The 19,926-nt window shown below is 40.0% G+C and carries 20 protein-coding genes; 10 read left to right on the forward strand and 10 right to left on the reverse strand.

Features of this window, described 5'->3' with window-relative positions; genetic code table 11:
• The first annotated feature begins 10 nt into the window (after window positions 1-10).
• Entirely contained in the window at window positions 11-1,126 is a 1,116-nt protein-coding gene (locus FXV77_RS11670; protein ID WP_148919403.1) for a glycosyltransferase family 4 protein, read from the forward strand.
• Window positions 1,123-3,282: an amylo-alpha-1,6-glucosidase gene (locus tag FXV77_RS11675; RefSeq protein WP_148919404.1), complete on the forward strand. Its 2,160-nt coding sequence runs from the start codon at window positions 1,123-1,125 to the stop codon at window positions 3,280-3,282. Before FXV77_RS11670 ends, FXV77_RS11675 begins: the two co-directional genes overlap by 4 nt.
• A 22-nt stretch (window positions 3,283-3,304) precedes the next feature.
• On the opposite strand, the gene FXV77_RS11680 is transcribed toward FXV77_RS11675, so the two are convergent.
• A complete protein-coding gene (locus FXV77_RS11680) occupies window positions 3,305-4,672 on the reverse strand; it encodes a PQQ-dependent sugar dehydrogenase (RefSeq protein WP_246162445.1) in 1,368 nt (455 codons plus the stop codon).
• A 205-nt stretch (window positions 4,673-4,877) separates the two neighbouring features.
• Between FXV77_RS11680 and FXV77_RS11685 the strand changes: the two genes are divergently transcribed.
• On the forward strand, window positions 4,878-5,786 hold the full coding sequence (locus tag FXV77_RS11685; RefSeq protein WP_148919405.1) for an NAD(P)/FAD-dependent oxidoreductase: 909 nt from the start codon (window positions 4,878-4,880) through the stop codon (window positions 5,784-5,786).
• 7 nt (window positions 5,787-5,793) lie between these two features.
• Here the strand turns inward: FXV77_RS11685 and FXV77_RS11690 are convergent, their stop codons facing one another.
• The gene (locus tag FXV77_RS11690) at window positions 5,794-6,018 is read right to left on the reverse strand and encodes a VF530 family protein (protein WP_148919406.1); all 225 of its coding nucleotides are present in this window, start codon (window positions 6,016-6,018) and stop codon (window positions 5,794-5,796) included.
• A gap of 58 nt (window positions 6,019-6,076) precedes the next feature.
• Window positions 6,077-6,538, reverse strand: coding sequence for an Lrp/AsnC family transcriptional regulator (locus tag FXV77_RS11695; RefSeq protein WP_148919407.1), 462 nt, complete (start codon window positions 6,536-6,538; stop codon window positions 6,077-6,079).
• Between the two features lie 180 nt (window positions 6,539-6,718).
• Between FXV77_RS11695 and FXV77_RS11700 the strand changes: the two genes are divergently transcribed.
• Both FXV77_RS11700 and FXV77_RS11705 read left to right on the forward strand, forming a co-directional pair.
• Window positions 6,719-7,732, forward strand: a complete 1,014-nt coding sequence (locus FXV77_RS11700) for an NAD-dependent epimerase/dehydratase family protein (protein ID WP_148919408.1) — start codon at window positions 6,719-6,721, stop codon at window positions 7,730-7,732.
• Between the two features lie 40 nt (window positions 7,733-7,772).
• Entirely contained in the window at window positions 7,773-8,762 is a 990-nt protein-coding gene (locus FXV77_RS11705; RefSeq protein WP_148919409.1) for a cobalamin-independent methionine synthase II family protein, read from the forward strand.
• Window positions 8,763-8,786: 24 nt separating this feature from the next.
• On the opposite strand, the gene FXV77_RS11710 is transcribed toward FXV77_RS11705, so the two are convergent.
• Both FXV77_RS11710 and FXV77_RS11715 read right to left on the reverse strand, forming a co-directional pair.
• The gene (locus tag FXV77_RS11710) at window positions 8,787-9,557 is read right to left on the reverse strand and encodes an NAD(P)-binding domain-containing protein (protein WP_148919410.1); all 771 of its coding nucleotides are present in this window, start codon (window positions 9,555-9,557) and stop codon (window positions 8,787-8,789) included.
• A 7-nt stretch (window positions 9,558-9,564) separates the two neighbouring features.
• Entirely contained in the window at window positions 9,565-10,038 is a 474-nt protein-coding gene (locus FXV77_RS11715; RefSeq protein WP_148919411.1) for a class I SAM-dependent methyltransferase, read from the reverse strand.
• A gap of 235 nt (window positions 10,039-10,273) precedes the next feature.
• On the opposite strand from FXV77_RS11715, the gene FXV77_RS22135 reads away from it, so the two are divergent.
• From FXV77_RS22135 to FXV77_RS11730, 4 genes are all read left to right on the forward strand, one after another.
• Complete coding sequence (locus FXV77_RS22135; RefSeq protein ID WP_187444104.1) at window positions 10,274-10,441, forward strand: pyridoxamine 5'-phosphate oxidase family protein; 168 nt, start codon at window positions 10,274-10,276, stop codon at window positions 10,439-10,441.
• Window positions 10,442-10,467: 26 nt separating this feature from the next.
• The gene (locus FXV77_RS11720) at window positions 10,468-11,199 is read left to right on the forward strand and encodes an SIR2 family NAD-dependent protein deacylase (RefSeq protein ID WP_148919412.1); all 732 of its coding nucleotides are present in this window, start codon (window positions 10,468-10,470) and stop codon (window positions 11,197-11,199) included.
• Between the two features lie 293 nt (window positions 11,200-11,492).
• Window positions 11,493-12,014, forward strand: coding sequence for a hypothetical protein (locus FXV77_RS11725; protein ID WP_148919413.1), 522 nt, complete (start codon window positions 11,493-11,495; stop codon window positions 12,012-12,014).
• A gap of 9 nt (window positions 12,015-12,023) precedes the next feature.
• Window positions 12,024-12,998 (forward strand): hypothetical protein, encoded by a 975-nt coding sequence (locus FXV77_RS11730; protein WP_148919414.1) that lies wholly within the window; start codon window positions 12,024-12,026, stop codon window positions 12,996-12,998.
• 138 nt (window positions 12,999-13,136) lie between these two features.
• On the opposite strand, the gene FXV77_RS11735 is transcribed toward FXV77_RS11730, so the two are convergent.
• The 5 genes from FXV77_RS11735 to FXV77_RS11755 all read right to left on the reverse strand — a co-directional run bounded on the left by FXV77_RS11735 (window position 13,137) and on the right by FXV77_RS11755 (window position 17,978).
• Window positions 13,137-14,318: a metallophosphoesterase gene (locus FXV77_RS11735; protein ID WP_148919415.1), complete on the reverse strand. Its 1,182-nt coding sequence runs from the start codon at window positions 14,316-14,318 to the stop codon at window positions 13,137-13,139.
• 141 nt (window positions 14,319-14,459) lie between these two features.
• Window positions 14,460-14,861 (reverse strand): hypothetical protein, encoded by a 402-nt coding sequence (locus FXV77_RS11740; protein WP_222867778.1) that lies wholly within the window; start codon window positions 14,859-14,861, stop codon window positions 14,460-14,462.
• A 75-nt stretch (window positions 14,862-14,936) separates the two neighbouring features.
• Window positions 14,937-15,272 carry a hypothetical protein gene (locus FXV77_RS11745; protein WP_148919417.1) on the reverse strand — a complete coding sequence of 112 codons (336 nt, stop codon included), beginning with the start codon at window positions 15,270-15,272 and terminating at the stop codon, window positions 14,937-14,939.
• Between the two features lie 232 nt (window positions 15,273-15,504).
• Entirely contained in the window at window positions 15,505-16,545 is a 1,041-nt protein-coding gene (locus FXV77_RS11750; protein WP_148919418.1) for a Gfo/Idh/MocA family oxidoreductase, read from the reverse strand.
• 32 nt (window positions 16,546-16,577) lie between these two features.
• The gene (locus FXV77_RS11755) at window positions 16,578-17,978 is read right to left on the reverse strand and encodes a DEAD/DEAH box helicase (RefSeq protein ID WP_246162446.1); all 1,401 of its coding nucleotides are present in this window, start codon (window positions 17,976-17,978) and stop codon (window positions 16,578-16,580) included.
• Between the two features lie 5 nt (window positions 17,979-17,983).
• On the opposite strand from FXV77_RS11755, the gene pepF reads away from it, so the two are divergent.
• A complete protein-coding gene (gene pepF / locus FXV77_RS11760; protein WP_148919419.1) occupies window positions 17,984-19,858 on the forward strand; it encodes an oligoendopeptidase F in 1,875 nt (624 codons plus the stop codon).
• Window positions 19,859-19,926 lie beyond the last annotated feature (68 nt).

Here is a 19,926-nt window from a genome sequence, read left to right on the forward strand (position 1 = left end):
CAACCATAGAATGAATAAATATAGAAGCCATACTGTTAAAAGAAAATCCTTACGGATAGCTCAAATTGCACCGTTGTACGAATCACTTCCTCCAAAATTATATGGCGGAACGGAAAGGATTGTACATTATTTAACAGAGGAATTAGTTCACCAAGGACACAATGTTACATTATTTGCCTCGGGAGATTCTATTACACAAGGTAGACTGATCGCTTGTGTTAACGAAGGTTTACGGTTAAAACGAAACTGTATTGACCCACTAGCTTATCATATTATCCAAATGCAAGAGTTAAGCACGCACGTTAATGAATTTGATATTTTGCATTTTCATACGGACTATCTTCATTTTCCACTTAGTAATATGTTAAAAATTCCGTCTGTTACAACCCTGCATGGCCGATTAGATATTCCTGAATTACGAGATGTTTATAATGTCTTTCCTTACCAGAATTTAATATCAATTTCCGAAAACCAACGCTTACCACTTCCTCAAGGAAACTTTATTAAAACAGTATATCATGGTCTTCCTGAAAATCTCCATCATCAAGGAGATGGAAAGGGTGGATATTTAGCCTTTCTAGGGCGAATTTCTCCGGAGAAAGGCGTTGAAAGAGCAATTAAAATTGCACTTGCAACCAATACAAAGTTAAAGATTGCCGCAAAAATTGATAAGGCTGATTTTGCCTACTATGAGAAGAACGTAAAATTTTTACTGGACGACCCACTAATAGAGTATATCGGAGAAATAAACGAACAACAGAAAACAGAGTTTTTAGGTAACGCAAAGGCTTTGTTGTTTCCTATTGATTGGCCGGAACCTTTTGGATTGGTTATGATCGAAGCTATGGCATGTGGTACGCCAGTGATCGCATTTCGCAACGGGTCTGTACCGGAAATCATGGAAAATAATATCACAGGTTTTATTGTAAATTCCGTGATGGAAGCTATCGATGCTGTAAGTCGGTTAGAATATTTATCAAGAGCAGAAATACGTCGTGTCTTCGAAAGACGTTTCACGGTTGCTCGCATGGCTGAAAACTATATTGATATGTATCATTCCTTAGTTAACGATACATTCAAAAACGTCCCTCGAAGTAGTATGCCAATATTAAATAAACCAGCATGAAAGAAGAAATTGTCCAAGAAGAAGCATATCATATCTCATCTGACGCCGTTAATTCAGATGAGGTAAATATGGTGTTAAACTATTCGAATACATTTGCAGTTTTTGACCGATCAGGGAACATTCATCCTCATGGAAAAATGGTGCAGGGGATATACCACAAGGGTACCCGTTTTATTAATACGTTGGTGTTAAATGTTAATGGTGAAAAACCACTTTTATTGAGTGGTTCTATCAAGGAGGGGAACTCCATTTATTCGGCAGACCTTACAAACCCGATGTTAAAAAAATGTAATATACAGGAAAATGCTGTTCATATTGAAAGACACCAATTTGTGAGGGAAGGGGCCTTTTATGAGGAAATCAAGATATTGCAATATGAGCCTGAATGCTGCTCGTTCAACTTGACTCTGGATGTTGATGGTGATTTTAAAGATATTTTTGAAATCCGGGGAATAAAAAGAAAAGTAGAAACAAATAATGCATATCCTGTTTATCATAATGAATACTTTGAAACCACTTATTTAGGATTGGATGGTATTGAACGTTCTTTTGAAGTTCATTTTCAATCGGATGTCGAGTATACATTAGAAAGAAATCGAGCCGTCTTTTTTATTAACTTAATTCCCAAAAAAGTAGTAACAATTCATTATTGTATTCATTTTCTGACGGGAAAGGAGAAAAAAAAAGCCGTTTCCTATGCCGAAGCCAGCGAGCTAAACCAGCTAGAGCTAAATCAAAGCAAAACCCTCTTTGCAGATATTAAAACATCTAATGCACAATTTAATCATTGGGTGTATCGATCGGAGAAGGACTTTATATCGCTTCTTTCTCAGACCGATTATGGAAAATACCCGTACGCAGGTGTTCCCTGGTATAATACACCCTTTGGAAGAGATGGGATTATTGCAGCTATGGAAATCTTATGGATTAATCCAGAAATCACAAAAGAGGTATTAATATTTTTAGCAACAAACCAAGCTGTTGATTTAATTCCTGAGAAAGATGCCGAACCTGGAAAAATACTCCATGAAGCTCGCAATGGAGAAATGGCAAATACGGGTGAAGTTCCTTTTAAACAATATTACGGAACGATAGATGCTACTCCACTATTTATTATACTGGCCGGAATGTATTATGACCGTACAGGTGATCTGAATTTAATCAAACAAATCTGGCCAAATATTATGGCTGCGCTTGATTGGATTGATAAATATGGAGACATTGATGGTGATGGTTTTGTAGAATACATACATAAATCTGAAAATGGACTCACGAATCAAGGTTGGAAAGATTCCTTTGATTCCATCATGCATGAAAATAATCAGCTTGCTGATCCACCCATTGCGTTATGTGAGGTTCAAAGTTATGTATACGGTGCAAAAAATCATGCCGGGAAATTAGCCTTAGAACTCGGTAATCAAAACCTATCTATGAAATGGTTTAATGAAGCATCAGCATTAAAAAAGAGCTTTAGCGAGCATTTTTGGGATGAAGAACTATCCAGTTTTGTTTTGGCGCTCGATGGCCATAAAAAACCTTGTAGAGTAAAGTCTTCTAACGCTGGACACTGTTTATTTACAGGAATTGCCGACAAAGATAAAGCTGTTATACTTGCAGATACCCTACTTGATTCGGACATGTTCAGTGGGTGGGGAGTTAGGACCCTATCATCATCGTCAGGAAGATATAATCCTATGTCCTATCATAATGGCTCTATCTGGCCCCACGATAATGCATTAATAGCTTATGGACTATCAAAATATGGTTTGCAAAAGCATGTTTTGAAAATTATGGGATCTATATTTGATGCCTCCTTATTTATAGAATTACAAAGGGTACCTGAACTATATTGCGGTTTTGAAAAACGGCAAGGTATAGGACCTACCGCTTATCCAGTCGCCTGTTCACCACAGGCTTGGGCAGTAGGAACCGTATTTATGCTATTACAATCCTGTTTAAGGATCGATATAAACGCGATAAACAAAACCATAACCTTTGATCGAATTACACTTCCAGATTATCTTAATGAAATTCATCTCACTGATTTAAAATTGGGGAATGAAAAATGTAGCCTCATTATTAACCGTTCGAAATATGGTAATATAAGTTTTAATATTGTTCATAAACCAGATGATTGGGAAATTGTTACAAATTAATTGTTTTTTGCCCAGCTATACTTTACTTATTTTGCGGTATTATTGCCCAAATAACATTGGCTGCATCGTCGGTGACAAGCATATAGTCTGGAGTAAATACAACTGCTACGGGACGTCCGTAGACCTCGGCTTTTTCCTCATTGGCAACAAAGCCGGTTAGGAAATCCTTTGGTTTGCCCGTAGGTTTTCCGCCCTTGAATGGAACGAAAACTACTTTATACCCAACAAGATGCGAGCGGTTCCAGGAGCCATGTTGGCCGATATACGCCCCCGGCTGGAAAGCTGACGTCTTACTAAACGCTAACCCTAGCGACGCTGTATGAGAGCCAAGAGCATAGTCGGGGGTAATAGATTTTGCCGTTAACGAATCTGGAGCTATACCCAGGCTTTCGGGATGTTGAGTATCCCATCGGGGGTCAACATGTTTGCCCCAATAAGTATATGGCCATCCATACCAACCGCCGGACTTTACAGCTGTAATATAGTCGGGGACGATCTCATCGCCGAGTTCATCCCGTTCATTTACAGCAGTCCACAATTGGCTCGTGGTTGGTTCCCAGTCCATACCCACCGGGTTCCGAAGACCTGCTGCATATATCTGTTTGCCCGAACCATCAGGATTAATCTCCAGAATCAATGCCCTGCCGACCTCTTTGTCCATACCATTTTCTCCGACGTTGCTGCCTGAACCGACGGATATATATATCTTCGATTTATCTTTATTTGTACTCAGATTACGTGTCCAGTGATTATTATAACCTCCGGCAGGTAGGGCAAGAATCTTCTCAGGGTTGTTTGTGACCTTCCCTGTAGAAGGATCATATGGAAAGCGTATCAAGGCATCAGTGTTTGCAACGTAAAAAAAATTGCCAACTATTAATATTCCATAGGGCTGCGACAAACCGCTTAAAACGATGTCTTTCTTTTCGGCTACGCCGTCGTTATCTTCGTCCCGGAAACGTAGTATCTCATTAGGACTTTTATCGCGGAAAAGATTGCGTGAGTTTACCTTTTCAGGATCTTCTTCTTCTTTTTCTGTCCGCGACTGGGCAACAAAAATGTCGCCATTTTCTGCCACGTATATATTTCGTGGGCTATTGAGGTCGCTAGCGAATTCCACTACCCTATATCCCGATGGCGCGACCGGTGTATTGCCATCTTTCCAACCAGTCACTTTCGCAAATTTGTTCTGCGGAGGCTTGTTAAAGGGTGCTTTTAAATTGATGTCAGAACCGTATTCGCTGGCACTAGAGTTGGTATCGCTATTATTGGTTAATGTATCTTCGCCGCTTGTGGATCCATTGTTGGATCCACCGCAGGATATGATAAACATCACGAGGGGTAAAAGTAATGTTAGTTGTTTTATATAGGGAATATTCTTCTGTTTCATATGACTTCTATTTGCTGTATGGATAAACTTATAACAATCTTTTTTGAGGATAGTTCGTCTTAAATTTGTTTTTTACAGCAGTTTCTCTTTGTACTGTCATAAAACAACATGAACATAGTGCTCAATTTCCAGAGCACCAAAAAGTGTACTAATTTTAATTGTTTATATTGCAAATTTATGTAACTGTGGATTGAAAAAATATAGTATGGATAAACAGACAAACTTCGAAGTCATCATTATAGGTGGCAGTTACGCCGGTCTCTCCGCCGCGATGTCTTTGGGGCGTTCTTTACGTTCAGTATTGGTTATTGACAGTGGACTGCCCTGTAACCGGCAGACTCCACATTCACAAAACTTCCTGACTCACGATGGGCATACACCCGGTCAAATTATGGCGGAAGCTAGGGGTCGACTTATTAAATACAATACCATAAAGTTTCACAATGATCTGGCGGTCAGCAGTGAGAACACTGACCACGGTTTTACAGTTACTACCCGTACTGGGGAAGTCTTTAGTGCTCAAAAGCTCATATTTGCTACAGGTATAAAAGATATCATGCCCGATATTCCAGGTTTTTCAGACTGCTGGGGCATATCTGTCATTCACTGTCCGTATTGTCATGGGTACGAATACCGTAAGGAAAAAACCGCTATTCTGGCCAACGGAGCGAAAGCTTACCATCTAGCGTCTTTGATTAACAACCTGACAGACAATCTTACACTTCTCACGAACGGCCGGGCAGAATTTGATTTTCCAGCTGCGGAAAAGCTGAAAGCGAACAGTATAGGGATTACCGAGAAAGAGGTTGCTGAGATCATGCATGAAGATGGTTATGTAAAAGAGATTGTTTTTACCGATGGCAGTCGGGAGGCTTTTACAGCGGTATATGCTGCTTTGCCTTTTGAGCAACATTCTGATATTCCTGCAGCTTTGGGGTGTGCATTCACTGAACACGGTTATATTCAAGTTGATACAATGCAAAAAACCACGGTTGACGGTGTTTTTGCTTGTGGCGACAACGCTGTTATGATGCGCTCGGTGGCCAATGCGGTTGCTTTGGGAAATGTCACGGGGGCCATCGTCAATAAGGAGCTGGTGGACGAGCGTTTCTAATGAGCGATCATCTTCCCATTATCACCTCGATATACAATTCCTCTACTTTCTTACGGGCCCATGGCGTTTTCCGTAAAAACGTTAATGACGATTTTAAACTGGGGTTGTCAACAAAACAGTTGATCCGTATCTGTTGGCCCAATGCTTTCCAACTCCCATAATGATCTAGCAACTCTTCTATAATCGTATCCAATCGCTTGCCATGTAAAGGGTTATTTGCTTGCTTTTCCATGTAGTAAAATTACAAAAAATATCCTACAGAGAATCTTGATTCTTCATCATGTAGCATCTCAAAAACTGATATTATGTAAATTTTTGACCTCCGCCATCACAAAGGTGCTGTGCGTACTCCCAATACTTTCAACTGTGCCCAATTTATTGAATACAAATTCCTGATAATGCTTCATGTCCTTGGCGAATACTTTTAAGATAAAATCATAATCCCCGGAAATGTTATAGCATTCTATCACTTCGTCGATTTTTAGAATATCCGCTACAAAACGATGTCCAATCTTGCGGTCATGCTGTTTTAGCTTGATATTACAAAATACGATAAAACCTTGGCTGAATTTTTCGGGGTTAAGTAAAGCAATATACTTTTTGATGTACCCTTCATTCTCCAGTCTTCTCACCCTTTGCAATACTGGCGTTGGCGAAAGGTTCACCTGCCTAGCCAACTCCTTAATCGTGTAATTAGAATTGTTTCCTAATATTTTTAATAGCAACAAATCCGTCTTGTCAAGTTCTTCCATAGCATAAAACTCTTTTGTCGTAGCGAAATTAGTTAACAAAAAGCTAATTATGCTAAAATAATCTATAAAAAAAGTGATATCATCTAATTATCTAAAAATTTATGGTTATTAATGTACAGAAACTAACTTTGTCTAGCGTATAAAGAGATCGTAAAAGATCATGACACAGTAATATATTTTATGAAATTTTTAGTTACCGGAGGCACAGGATTTATTGGAGCACGTGTAGTGGTCAACCTATGGGAGCGTAAAATACCGGTAGTAGTTGCCGATTTGAGTCTAAATATAGAATGGACTAAGCAAATAGCTCTTCTAAAATATCAAAATGATACCGCCAAGCTTATCGAGCTTCAGGAACAAATAGACCAGACTACCTTCATCAATCTTGATGTGTCGAACAGAGAACAGGTCAACGATGTGTTTCTTAGATTTCCTGACATTACCCACGTGATTCACCTAGCCTATCTTATGAGCGCCGAAGTAGAAACAGATCACCACCGTGGAGCTTCTGTCAATATTCTAGGGATGGTCAACATGTTTGATATGGTGGTCGACCATAAATTATCACGTCTGGTGTTTGCTAGTAGCGAAACCATCTATGGAGCTAACCACAGTGCATACGGTGATGAAAATTATGCCGTGAAAGAAGAGGACTTCTGTTCCCTTGATGACCATTTTTATACCTATGGTGTAATGAAAATGCTCAATGAATTTACGGCTCAGAAGTACATCAAAACAAAAGGGGTTAGCATAGCCGCTATGCGACCACCGATAGTATATGGTGATGGGCGGATGAGAGGATCGGTTCTGTGGGCTTGTGAGTTTGCAACAAACCCTGCACTCGGTAAAAAGGTTAATTTGCCATTTTCGAAAGATTCTCACGATTGCTGGATCTATGTGGATGATGTGGCCGAGCAGTTTGTCCGGCTTTCCCTAAAACCAAAACTCAACCACTTTGCATATAACAATGGGGGGCATTCGGTAACAGCCGAAGAGCTGATGGAGACGGTTGAACGCATTTTACCCGATGCGCAATATGAATTTGACGAAAGCGTCTCGCGTACCGCATTGGTGGACCGTTGTGACAGTTCTCGTTTGGAACAGGAGATTGGGTTTGTCCCCCGGTCACTGGCGGATGGAGTGCGGGCTCAAATCGAGGAAGCCCGTAGCAGGCAGCTGCAGGTCAATTATTAAAAAAGTTCTATTTTTATTGATATTTTAAGTACTAATATATATGTCAAGATTTCGCAATACAGTAGTAGGTAGTTATCCCCGTCCGGAAAAATTGGCGGATACCATGAAACGACCTGTAATGAACAGGGAAGAAGTGGATGATTACATCAAATGGGCGGCACAAGACCAATCCAGCCTGGGTTTGGATACGATTACCGACGGCGAAGGATACCGCGAGAATATGTATTATTTCTATCAAAAACGTATTGATGGTATTACCTTTGAGGATATGCCTAAGGTTTCATTCGGCACTGCTGGTTTTGGGATTGAGTGCCCCAGAGTGATCGGTGAGCTCAAGAATCCGCGCTTTGATACTGCCCGCAACTGGAAAATCGCCCGAGACGCGGCTCCGGCCGATGTAGCGGTGAAGTTGACTGTAACGGGGCCTCATGTGTTGTATCGCTTCAGCGTTAATGAACGCAAAGATCTTTATCCCGACGCGCAGGCCTTATGCCGTGCCTGGGCCAATATTTTGAGAGATGAAATAGCTGAAGCCATAGCACTTGGATGCGAGCATGTGCAGTTTGATGAACCGATGTGGACAGAGTCTCCGGAGGAAAGCCTTTGGGCAGCCGAGATCCTTGCCGAGCTGATTGAATCGTTGCCTAAGAAAGTGCGTGTGGGACTTCATGTTTGTGGTGGCAACCCAAGACGAAAGAGGGTGTACTTTACCAAATACACCGATTTGGTTGAGGCGTTTAAAAGGGTTCCTATTGATGAAGTCATGCTTGAACATTGTACGCTCAGTTACAATATGCTGGAACTGTTTGAGGTGTGGGATTTTAAAGGAGATCTGGCCATAGGTGTAATAGATCAGCGTAGTGACGAGCTGGAATCTATAGAAGAAATACGCCAACGCTTAAAGCCGGCTTTGGAGTATTTTCCAGCTGATCGCCTGATATTGACCAGTGAATGTGGATTTGGACACGTACCTATTGATATTACCCATGCTAAGTTGAAGCGCCTTGTTGAGGCTTCTCAGGTTTTGTGACCTAAACGGCTTGTAAATGCTGTTTTATTTGAATGCTTTGGGGTCTGGATGCAAATATTGGTACGATAAGTCTTGTTCAGATAAGGTAGACATTATTTTTCTGCCGTGTTCTTGTATGTTTTGTGGTTCGCTTAAGCCTTTTTGGTAGTTGATTATTTCCTGTTTTGTAGGATGTGCTGGAGCGACAATATTATATGTTTTAGAATATGTTTTTTTGCGTATCATCTTTTCTATTATCAGAACAATGTCTTCATAATGAACGTGATTGACGATTTGATCAGGGGTTGAGGTTTGGTAGTTGCTGAACATCCTGTCTCCTCCCATTAATCCTCCTAGTCGCAGAATATTCACTTGTGAGAATTTGCTTTTTATTAATTGCTCTACCGCTAAAATACTTGGATTAAGGAGCTGTTCATGCAGTGTCTCTTCACCAATTTCCATTTGCAGTTGTGGATAAATCCCGATGGAGCTCATCAAAAAAAGTTGTTTATCGAAACCATCAATAAATAAGCTGATATTTTCAAATCGATTCTGGAGTAGTTTTATATTCGCTCGTTTTGAAAAGGGTACACTAATTATAATGATATCCAAATGCTCTAAAGCTTTCCAAGATTTATACTGTTGTAATATTTCGTCATCTGAAAATTGGATAGCAATGGAATCGTATCCCATTGCGATTAGTTCTGCTTTTTTTTGTTGTGAAGTTGTGGTTGTATAGATTTTATGTTTTGGAAACAAATGTTTAGCAATATGTAATCCTAACCAACCACAACCGATTATGCCTATTTTCTTCATGCAGTTATTAAATACAAGATGGATTCGTTTTCCATATGGAAGTTAACTTGATCTTTACAAATGTTGCGCCAGATACTAATCTGTTGGATATGTCTTTGAGGAGGTTTATTTTATTGCCGTTGTCTTCCAGAAAGTGCAGAACTAAGAAAAGAGTTGCTGCACTATATTTTTTTCTTATATCAAGGTCGGTTACTAGACCTTCAATCAAGTCTACGTTATGATAACGCTGAAGTTTTTCCTCCGCCTGTTTAATCATTTCTGGCGAAGGGTCTACACCTGTAATCTCCCTATGTTCATCTGCTTGGACAAGTTTTTCTATTTCGTTGCCTGTGCCACAACCTACAACCAATAAGTCTCTTTTTGTTTCACGTAATAGTTTAGGTAAACAGTCTAAAAAATAGTGATAACCGGGTATCCACATGTCGACAAATTGATTATATCCTGTGGCTCTTTCATTTTCAAATATTTCTACTTTGTTCATTCGTGCTGTATTCAGTAAATACTTTCTTTGCTCAAAGTCCTTGTCCTTATTTGCCTTCTACTCAATAGGACTCCGTTTGGATCTGATCTGTTTGTTGATTTCGTTATCTATCTGTCATAGATCACATGTTATCAAATCGTAAATATACATTATTACGAATAAATAGGTTTTATAAATATATCAGAACAAAGAGACAATCTCGTTGTTGTAATAAATAATATACAAATGTTACGATATGAGTACAGAAAACCTTTATAATCAAGAAGCAATAGAAAAGCTAAAGAAAATTATCGATCAGACGGATATTGGTATACTCACCACTTATCCAAGAGACAGCGATTATATACATGCTGTTCCAATGAGCCGCCAGGAGGTTGATGAAGAAGGGAATATTTATCTATAGTAGTCGGTGCGATAGAGCTACTCGAAATGATGAAGAAAATTGTTGTCTTGACAGGAGCGGGAATGAGCGCGGAAAGTGGCATTTCCACATTCCGGGATGCTAACGGCCTATGGGAAAACCACGACATCATGGATGTGGCTACACCTGAGGGATGGAGAAAGAATCCCAAATTGGTGCTGGATTTTTATAATCATCGCAGGCGTCAATTGAAAACCGTAGAACCCAATGCGGCGCATTTCTATCTAAAGAGATTGGAAGAGGAATATGAAGTAAGTATCATCACCCAAAATGTCGATAATTTGCATGAAAGAGCAGGATCATCCCGTGTCATTCACCTGCACGGCGAACTAAATAAGGTGCGTAGTGAAAAGAATGAACAGCTAATCTATGATTGGTCTGAAGATTTGGTTTTAGGAGACATCGGAGCGGACGGTGCACAGCTCCGGCCCCACATTGTGTGGTTTGGAGAAATGGTGCCGATGATGGAAAAAGCTGTCGTGGAAGCATTGACGGCTGATATCATGCTGGTCATTGGTACGTCATTACAGGTTTATCCGGCTGCTTCCTTGATTGACTATGTGCCCACGGCGACTCCCGTTTATGTGATTGACCCTCATGAAGTTTCTATCTCTCATAATCCGTATATACACCTGATTCCCAAGAGCGCTACGGAGGGAGTGATGGATCTTGATAGCTATCTGAAAAAAGATAATCCTCTTAGCGAACCTAGGTATACGCAAGAAGGTAAAAAGAAGTAGTCGTTTTGTAGTCGTTATTACGTTGTTTGTATACACGTTGTATCTCTCTTTCTTAACGTTATTTAGCATAATAGCCTTAATTTTGTATTAGTTACGCCTCTTATTAGGGGAAGATAAATTATACCTGGATGAAAAATGAAGCACTTTATAGAAAATTATGTACAATTGTATCTGTGATTTTAATGTGTTCGTGTAGCCAGATTCAGCAAAGTTTCATTGATACATTCGAGCGTGAATCAAGCGGCAGGTCAAATGACAGTTTAACTAATCAGGATGCCACATCAAATAAGAATTTGAAGAAAATACCAGAGCAAGAAGACATCACTCCCGTAGAAGAACCCGAAGAAATAAACTTTCTGTCCGATAGTGCAGGACTGAGAAATGCACAACTTCAACTGACGGAACTGCCCAAGTTCAAGGGTAAGGAAATCATGTTTCATTCAGATATTCATTTTTATGACGACGGTAGAATAAACCTGCAGGTGCAGGATCCGGATACACCTGAATATTTAGACAGTTATAGCTTTCGCGATGGGAAATGGGGAAAACCTAAACCTGTGCGTACGCACGGAAGAGCAGCGTTCGAAAGTGAACTTTTTCCTTTGTCTGATTTAGATTTCATGGCTGTGAGCCGTATTTTTAACGAGATGACCGCCTATGCACAGCGTATCGAAGGAGCTGAGACCGTAACGCATATCTATTTCTTACGTATGAGGAATAGGGGAGGATGGCGTGCCTCAGTGTCGGGAAGCCGTGAAGGTTATAGTGTGACAGCAGACATAACGGGGAAGCAAGTTAAGTTTGAAAGAAATTAAAATATACTGATGAATAGATTTTGGACAGGATACATCTTGTTTTTCATTTTCATCTTCCCGATGATATTTGAATATTTACCCTGGGTCTTTTCAGGAAATTATGGTTTCGGCACCAGAACGTCACCTTGGATGGCGATCGCTTATCTGGCTGTGGGTACGATTGCATGGATCTGTTTTATATTTTGGAGCTACAGAAGCTTTATTAGGCCTGCAAGCAAGCAATACAATGATGCAAAGTCTATTGTAAAGGAGGGAATACCGGTTGTGGCACATGTGGAAAAGAAAAGTATAAAGAAGGAGACGGATGACTATCAGGTTTTGGATCTTGAAATCAGCCTACAGAACTTATCGGGAACATTGGTTCGTATTCCATATGAAATTAGTGACACTCGATCCGAAAAGAAACGATTTGAGGTAGGGGAGTTCATTAAGATGCGTATGGATCCGAAATTACGACCACCTATTATTGTGCCCGAAGATGTGCAAGTAAAGAAAAACAATAATATTATACGTCGCCGTTACGGAGCTTTCGTAGGCCTAATTGCGTTTGCTGTAGGCTACTTGATCTTTTCATATTGGCTGCAAAACGGGGGAAACGGCTGGCGCTTTCTACATTTTTGGCATCCTTGGGTAACCATTCCATTTTGGGGATTGTTTTTTGGTGTGCTCATTGTTAATGTAGTGATGGGAGGGTTATTAGGCAGTTTTTTTGGCGGGACAAACAATGAAATGGAATTGGTTTTTAAAGGTAAACCGGCCCATGCTAGCGTAATCGATGCGAGTCAAACCGGCACATATATCAATGAACAACCACAGATAAAGTTTAAAGTGGAGTTTTTGGACGACAGTGGACAGCTCCGGACGGCAAGTTTTAAGAAAATTGTCAGCTTAATGGATTTGCACAAAATTGACAGAGAAGAAAGGATAATCTTATATCTACCTGAAAATCCGAGTGAGGTAATATTTGCTGAAGAATACGTCTAAGTTTGATATTTTTCAATTAGACGTTCATACAGCTTTGCCAGTTCAGATTAATAACAGTCGTGGAGAAATAACCGCTATCTATTCAGTAGTTGACCCTGATAAGATAAGCTTGAAAAACTAAACGATTAAAACGGTTAATCAAAACGTTCGTTTCAGTGTAAGTACGGTTATTTCAGGCCATACGCCGATTCTACCCTTCAGACCATGGTATCCAAAACCTCTATTCACATAAAGATATTTTCCCTCCCGGTTGTAGAGTCCTGCCCATTGCTTGTACATATACTGAATTGGACTCCATTTAAAACCAAAAAGCTCTATACCAAACTGCATACCGTGTGTATGTCCCGCCAACGTTAAATGGATATGATGGCCACGATCCAACGTCACTTCGTCCCAATGCGATGGGTCGTGCGACATGAGTATCTTAAATGATTCGGAGGCGACATTTGCGGCTGCTTTCTTTAGATCACCGTATTTGTGAAAACCACCTTTCCCCCAATTTTCTACTCCTATTAAAGCGATACTCTGCCCATTTTTATTTATGGTGATAGCGTCGTTTAATAGGAGTTTAAAGCCCATTTCAGCATGTATCTCCTTTAATCGTTGCATGTTTTTTTCTTTTGCTACTCTATTTTCCCATCGGACATAATCCCCGTAATCATGGTTGCCGAGCACGGAATACTTACCATACGGAGCGCTTAGCTTTGTGAATCCATCCACCCAGGGTTCCATCTCCGTCGCGACATTATTAACAAGATCCCCAGTGAACAGAAGTAAGTCGCTTTGTTGGGCATTAGCGAGATCAATACCTTTCTGCACACCTTTAATATTTGTGAGGCTTCCGGAATGGATATCAGAAAGCTGTGTAATTGTGAAGCCATCGAATGCTTCTGGTAAGTCGGGAAAGTGAAGCGTTTCCTTCCGTAATCTATAAAAATGCTTCCCCCGTGTCAGTCCAAACATGACGATTATAAAAATTAGAGATGCTACGACAATGGTGATTTCACTTACATAAAAATTACGCGGCGGGAAACCTCGCCACAAACGGGTAATATCTTCCGCAAGAAGAATAGGAAAGGAAAATAATTTTGGAATGAATACGAGCAGTACAGCCGTGATTAAGATTTGTATAAAACGTTGCGTATCGCTACGTACTCTGCGGACAAAAATCAGCGATATCAACCCTATAAACAATAAGAAATCTACCAGCCAGTAACCGACTCGAAATAGTGTATTCGAAGTTAAAGTTGCGACAGCTTGATAAAAGTAAACATCGCTTACCAAGAATAATATTAAAATTAGAATCAGCCTTTTTACCATATTTTATAAAAGAACACATATCACACCGAATAGGTTTTTATTAAAATTACACCAGATTATCTATCACTCCTTATTTCTGTTTAGTCAGGAGAATTATTCATGATCCTTACAGGTGTAGATTATATTGTTGATGGAGGTAGTTTACCAGTTGTAAATTAATATATAATCAAAATAAACAACGAGAACCGTCAGCAGCCAAAAAGGGGATGCGTACAATGTGCCATCTCCTATACCCGTTGGGTAGATCGTGGCATCTTGGTGCCGCGGATTATGGGAAGGCGTCATTTCTATACCGAAGATAATCTGGGCCGGGCTTTCAAAGAAAGCAAGCGCAAAGTAAAACGTTAATATAATACGGACTTTGCGCGCCGTACTGACGCAAGGGGAGGTATGGGTAAGATCGTACTTCCCCTTTATTTTGCCGTCCGCCGACGTCTTGGCGGCGCACGACTTGAACGATGCGCCGGACAAGGATACGGTTCTTTTGTACGGGAAACGGACTTCGGCATACGCCGGCACGATGAAGATGGGCTTCTTGTTCATCTCTCCATGCGGGGAAGCCAATATGCCGTGCGCCAAGATGATACTGTTGCTCTCCGGAACTAATTTTCCGCCTTTCTACATAATCTCTTTGCCCGGCGAAAATAAGCTCCTGCGCATCAAAATAACTTTGGCATACGACAATACGTTTGTCTTGGGCAAGGGAATGATCGTCCCGTACGCCGACGCAAAGAAGATGGCCGGAAGTTTCATCAGGTAGGGTAACAAAATGATTTCGGCGGACGTCGACGTTACCCTCCTGCCCAACGACATGACATTTCCGTCCGCCGAAACGACACTTCCGTCCGGGTTGCTGACGCCATTGTCGTCGTTATTAGTGCCTTTTTGTGCCATTTGTGCCCTTCTGTAGTCGTTTTCCGTTAAAATTTCCTGCGCAGACCACTTTTGTTTCACAGCGAGGGAATGGGCCCTGTTGCTAAAACAATATGTGATGAACATAAAACAACAAGCATTGGGTGGTTTCACCAAGGACAACGATGAAACTGTACTGGTAAAAGGCGAAGGCGATAACAAAAACACCCGGAGCGTGGGCTTCGGGTGTTTATCATGATAAGCAATTATGGAAGCATCAATCGAATTATTCCAACGAAAATTGGCGTACATCAACGTTGATTTTACCCGTAGCTTAATGGAAAATATTAAAATCCTCGGCTTGTAAAGCTTCGATTTGCCATTTAATTTGATCTATAGATATGGGATACGCTACTTGGTTACGTAGGTTCTCATAGATAGCATCAAATAGAAGATTATAATTTCCTTTTCGTGCAGGAAGTAACGATGTCTGTTTTTCTCCTGTTTTATCAATGACTACTAGCTTTCCTTCACTTCCTTTTGGTTCAATTCCATATCCTGACGCGTTTGGCAGCATCCCATCAATTAATTGCCGTTCTTGGACATCGACCATTTTTTTAGTAAAAGTTCCTTGGGATCCGTGAACTACAAAGGCTGGCTGTGGGTCGGCCACCAGGAGATTTCCAGTCAAAAATACTTGCAGATTATCTGGGTAGAGCAAATGAAAATTAAAGAAATCAGGTACTTGTGACCCTGGTCTGTTGATAGCAGTTGTTTTAATAATTTTAGTAGGTTTTCCGAAAATGGAAAAGGCTTGATCAAGAACATGGGGGCCTAAATCATACGCGACGCCACTTGAAGCATATTGACTGTTTTCTTTAAATTCCTTGGGGCCTAATTCCATATTGTAACGATCAAACCGTATGTGTGTCTCGATGATTTTTCCAAGCTGACCACTTTCAATAATCTCTTTTACTTGCATAAAATGACTGTCATAGCGTCTATTTTGATAAAAAAAGATTCTTTTACCTGTCTTTTCGCTCATTTCGGATAACTTCTTGAGTTGATCAAGATTGTCTACAGCAGGCTTTTCTAACAGAACATGTTTTCCGGCTTCTAGGGCTTCTTTTGCAAATTCGAAATGGGTATAATTTGGTGTATTAACTATAACAAGTTCTATATGCTCATCCGCCAACAGATCGGTAACACTGTCGTAACTTTTCACATCGGGATAGATGTCCTTTGCTGCTTTTTTTGTTCTTTCAACGACTGCTGTGAAATTAAAATGATCATTGGTATAGATAAAAGGAGCGTGGAAAACGCGTCCTGACATTCCAAAGCTTAGTATACCTGTATTGATTCTCTGTTTTTCCATGGTATTTTCTAATTGTCAGTGTATTCGTAAAACTATTTTTTCTTATTCTTCATTGTAATTTTGGCTTTTACCCCACCGCCATAGTTGTAGGTTTTGCTATTACTTTCTTTCTTTTTATGAAAAGCTCCACCTTGTGATTCGTCCATTTCATTCTTTTCTTTGGGATTATTGGACGGACGGTAGATAATAAGATCCTCTGGAAGAGGCATGACAGGGATTTTCTCTCCCAAAAATTGTTCTATTTTTTTGAGTTCCGGAAGTTCAATGTCGGTCGCAAATGTAATAGCAATAACGTCATTATTTGAAGTTTTTACGACATGTTGCACAAAAACATCTCTATTTTCTGGTATTTCAAAATGAAATATAAAAGGAATCCCACTTAAATCAATATCATTTGTACCTTCATTTGCAATAATGAGTATTCGACATTCAGGAATTTGCTTAAAATCGTGGATATCATCAATACCTACATCATCATGAAACAAAGGGTGTAATACAGCAACTTCTCCTTTTTTAGCATGTAGGTTTTGACTTAGTTTTTGTGCAGTAAGTCGACTATTCACAAATACGACAACTTTATCAAATACATCATCGTCTCTCATCAAAAGATTCAGTAAATTGATTTTCGTAGTAAAATTAGGAACTTGATATAACATGAGTTCATGTGTTTCAGCTTTTTTCTCACCGAGCTCTTCCACCTCGACCAGTGTAGCAAAGGGCATAAAATCATCAATCATCAAATGCAATTTTTCATGTTCGACTGTACTAAATGCTAGATACTGGACTTTTCCGCAGCTCTGCGCTAGTTCCCTTACAGTAGTCTGCATTCCTTGCTTAACTATTTCTTCTGCATCATCGATTATGAATGTCTGAATACGATTTAAATTAAGTCCCAATTTTAAATACACAGCACGAGCACGATTAGGAGTTGCTACAACAATATCCACACCACGAACCAGATCTTCGATCTCTTCTTCCATACTTCCGCTCGTTTTAAGTCCCATGATATGGAGGTTCTTATTGTTACTAATAGTTAGAAAGCGATCTATGATCTCGGCAATTCTTTCTTCATTAGGTGCTAAAATTAAGACTTTGGGAGCCTCGTCTTGCGTATATTTTAAGCGCATCAGTACCCCAAGGACATACGTAGTTGTTTTTCCAGCTCCTTCAGGTGCAACGCCAATAATATTATGCCCACCGATGATTCGGGAAAGTGATTTCAACTGGAATTCTTTTGCTGTAAAATAACCCAAATCATTCATGGATGCATGAAGACGTTTACTAAGCTTTAATTTATCTAAAGACACTGCTGAATAATTAAATGAAAATGAAAGGACAAAGTTAGCTAAAATATAATTGGTGTTGTGACTAACAACGTTGTGTATTGACCAAAATCGGAAAGATTTTTGTAAATTGTGCGCATTATTATCCATGAAGTATGCGTACAAAAACACAATTGATTGCCACCATGATGTTATTTTCTACGACGGTTGCCGTTAGTCAGATGAAAGTTCGGGAAGAACTACCGGAAAAATATAAATGGAACCTGTCCGATCTCTATGCTACAGATGAGACTTGGAAAGAAGAAAAGAAAAGGGTGCAACAAGAAATGCAGCAAGTAGTTTCGTACAAAGGTAAGCTTACACAATCTGCTACCGTACTTTTGGAAGCACTGGAGTTGAATAGTACGCTGCGGAAAGAGATGGTAAGGCTTTCATCTTATGCATCGATGAAATCTGATCAAGATACCAGAGTGACGAAATACGCTGGCATGAAGCAGGAGCTGCAACAGCTGTTTTCAGCATATGGTGCATTGACATCCTTCATGGAGCCAGAATTGTTAACCCTACAGGAAGGTCAGCTCGACGCTTTTTTTGCAAAGGAGAAAGAACTGACAACATACAAATTTTACCTTATGGATTTACTTCGGAAGCGAGCACATAGAGGTTCCGAAGAAGTCGAGAAAGTAATGGCCTATTCTTCTTTAATGTCTGGCAATGCCGCAAATATCTTCAGTACATTTTTTAATGCGGAGTTTCCGCATCCAGAGATTGAATTGAACGGCGAGCGTGTAAAGCTTAATACCGCCAATTTTGCACTGTACAGAGCGAGTGATAACAGAGAAATTAGGAGCAAGGTGTTTGAAACTTATTTTGGTAAGTTGAATGAATTTCAACGAACTTTTGGGGCTCAGCTTTACGGAAATATTAATGCTGCTTTGTTTGCAACAAAAGCCAGAAATTACGAGAGCACATTAAACCGGGCGCTGGATGGTGATAATATCCCCACAGATGTTTTTCATAATCTTATCGAAAATGTGAATGGAAACTTGGAAACCTTTCACCGCTATTTAAATCTCCGGAAGCGCATGATGGGGGTGGACACGCTACATTATTATGATTTGTATGCTCCGTTGGTTGACAAAGTAGATTTAGCATATACCGTAGAAGAAGCGGTTGAAAATATTTTACAATCCTTGCAACCGTTGGGCACTGATTATATAGAGGTGTCAAAAAGAGCATTCAATGAAAGATGGGTTGATATGTATCCAAACGAAGGAAAAAGATCTGGTGCATATTCTAACGGATCAGCTTACGATGTACATCCGTATATACTCATGAACTATAATGGGAAGTATAATGATATGTCGACGTTGACCCACGAATTAGGGCATACTATGCACAGCTATTTGACCAATAAGAAGCAACATTTCGCAAACGCAAACTATTCTATTTTCGTCGCTGAGGTCGCGTCCACGTTAAATGAAGAATTGCTGAACGATTATATGCTGCAGCAGATCAAAGACGATAAGATACGGCTCGCTATCCTTGGAAACTATCTCGAAGGCGCCAAAGGAACATTATTCCGACAGACGCAGTTTGCCGAATTCGAATCGATGATCCATGAAAAGGTCGCAAAGGGCGAAGCACTCACTGGTGAAGATTTTGATGAAATGTATCTTGATCTGACGAAGCGGTACTACGGTCATGATAAAAATGTTTGTATAGTCGATGACTATGTTAAATCCGAATGGTCTTACATTCCACATTTTTATTATAATTTTTATGTCTATCAATATGCGACGTCGTTCACTGCTTCGACGGCACTCTCGGAAAAAGTGTTAAAGGGGACAGATGCAGATCGTAAAAAATACCTTGATTTTTTATCTTCAGGAAGTACAAAGTATCCTGTAGAGTTACTTGTAGATGCTGGTGTGGATATGAATACCTCGGAACCTTTTGATCTAACTATTGCTAAGATTAATAACGTCATGGCAGAAATGGAAACCATTCTGACGAGAATGGGAAAATAGTAATCGATGCGATAATGTTTGTTTTTCGTATGCAAAGATTTTGGTTATATATGCAAATTTGATACAGA

Origin of the sequence: Sphingobacterium phlebotomi (assembly GCF_008180195.1) — a bacterium.
In the GTDB taxonomy this organism is placed as follows: Bacteria; Bacteroidota; Bacteroidia; order Sphingobacteriales; family Sphingobacteriaceae; genus Sphingobacterium; species Sphingobacterium phlebotomi.